This window comes from Thermococcus sp., assembly GCF_027063845.1.
Taxonomy (GTDB): Archaea; Methanobacteriota_B; Thermococci; order Thermococcales; family Thermococcaceae; genus Thermococcus.
The window spans coordinates 1-1461 of the sequence record NZ_JAMOQU010000034.1; the positions used below are offsets into that span (position 1 = coordinate 1).

General features: G+C 55.1%; 2 protein-coding genes. Both read right to left on the bottom strand.

Annotated features, from left to right (window positions below; genetic code table 11):
• The coding region (locus MVO87_RS02965; protein WP_524540268.1) for a phenylalanine--tRNA ligase alpha subunit at positions 1-749 on the bottom strand (749 nt) is incomplete at its 3' end.
• 68 nt (positions 750-817) lie between these two features.
• A partial coding sequence (locus tag MVO87_RS02970; protein WP_297552112.1) for a zinc-binding dehydrogenase occupies positions 818-1461 on the bottom strand: 644 nt, incomplete at its 5' end.

The window sequence follows — 1461 nt, forward strand, 5'->3', positions numbered from 1 at the left end:
CTTCTCCTTATCTTGTCGAGGAAAGCGCGATAGGGCTGCTTCTTGCCCGGGTAAATCCTCCTCACGGGGGCCTTTATATCAAAACGCCTGAACTCTACCTCGCGCCATTTGCCTGACTTTATGAGTTCCGGCGTTAGGACGGAAACTTCCCTCTTTAGCTCGACTTTTGGCGCAAGCTTTTCGCCCTCCGGAGTAATCTCGACTTCCCTCTCGGTTAGAGTCTCTTCTTCTCCTATTTTCCTCCTCTTGAGCTCCTTGACAGGAATGAGCTTCTCGATTTCCTTGACTGGGACAACGTTTTTCTCGGCGAGGAGCTTGAGGGCCCTGTCAATAGGTCTTTCCTCAGCTCTAAGCCCCTTCTCGGTGATTTCAAGGATTAGCTTGCCGTCCTCCTTCCTGACGCTCGCCCAGCCCTCCTTCCTGAGGAGACCGACTATCGGTTTAAGCTCGTCGTCGCTGAGGACTTCTCTAAGGTCGTCGAGAGTAACCTTTCCTCTCTCGCGGAGGAGCTTTAGGGCCCTCCACTCGGGGAGACCAATTTCAGAATATTTCTTTCCCGTCTCGGTGAGCTTAACGACCCTCTCGCTCCTCTCGTGAAGCTTAGCCAGGCCCTTCGCCTGCAGGCCGAGGACGGCTCTCATAACCGCTACCTGGTCAAGTCCGGTCTCCTTGACGAGCTCCTCGAATTTCGCTTTTTTCAGTTCGTTGAGCTTGATGAGGGTGAGCTTTTCCTGGTAGCTCAGCTCCATTCCAACACCTCCGCTTGAAATGCGGAAGGGTTTACTTAAGAATTGCGGTGAAAGAAAAGGAGGAAAAATCACTCCTGGGGGAAGAAGACGACTTTACCTGTCTTGCCTGCCCTCATAAGCTCAAAGGCCTCTTCGAACTTGTCAAAGCCCTTGTACTTGTGGGTGATAATCGGGTCGAGGTTGAGCTTTCCGCTCTGGATGAGGCTTGAGACGGTGTACCAGGTCTCCCAGAGGTGCCTTCCAGTGATGCCGTGGATTTCCAGGGCCTTGAAGATTATGAGGTTGTTGAAGTCGAGCGTGACATCGCGCGGGAAGAGGCCGAGGAGCGAGACCCTTCCTCCTGGAGTCGTCGCCTTAAGGCCCTGTTCAAGGGCCTTCGGTGCGCCGCTGAACTCTAGGAAGACCTCGACACCAGCTCCATCGGTTATGCTCATGACGACCTCGACTGGGTCTTCCTCGAAGGGGTTGACGACGTAGTCCGCCCCAACCTTCTTGGCGAGCTTTCTCCTGAAGTCGCTGGGCTCGGAGACTATGACCGGATAAGCACCGCTTGCCTTGGCCACTGCTATTCCGAGCAGCCCGAGTGGGCCGGCTCCGGTTATGAGCGTGCTCCTGCCCGCTATCGGGCCGGCTAAAACGGTATCAACCGCGTTTCCGAGTGGCTCCTGGAGGGCCGCATATTCGGGCTTCATGTCCTTGGGGTTCTTCCAAG